Genomic DNA, 265 nt, shown 5'->3' with positions numbered 1-265 from the left:
TGGTATTGATGCACAGTTGTTGAATACTGCGGAAGTGAAAGCGCACATCCCGTTGCTAGACTGTAGCACCCGTTCTCGCTACCCGGTATTGGGTGCGACTTACCAGCCACGCGCTGGTATTGCTCGTCACGATGCGGTGGCTTGGGGCTTTGCCCGTGCAGCGAGTGCACTAGGCGTAGAAATCATTCAGCAATGTGAAGTATTGGGTATGGACATCGAAGATGGCCGTATTAAAGGCCTACAAACTTCACAAGGCTATGTGCGA

1 protein-coding gene is annotated in these 265 nt (G+C 52.1%); it reads left to right on the top strand.

Features of this window, described 5'->3' with window-relative positions:
- The coding region (locus tag LIN78_RS18015) for an FAD-dependent oxidoreductase (protein ID WP_227182271.1) at positions 1-265 on the top strand (265 nt) is incomplete at both ends.

It is taken from the genome of Leeia speluncae, assembly GCF_020564625.1.
Lineage (GTDB): Bacteria > Pseudomonadota > Gammaproteobacteria > Burkholderiales > Leeiaceae > Leeia > Leeia speluncae.
The sequence above is the reverse complement of the archived record's forward strand: the minus strand, read 5'-3'. Positions and strand labels throughout refer to the sequence as shown.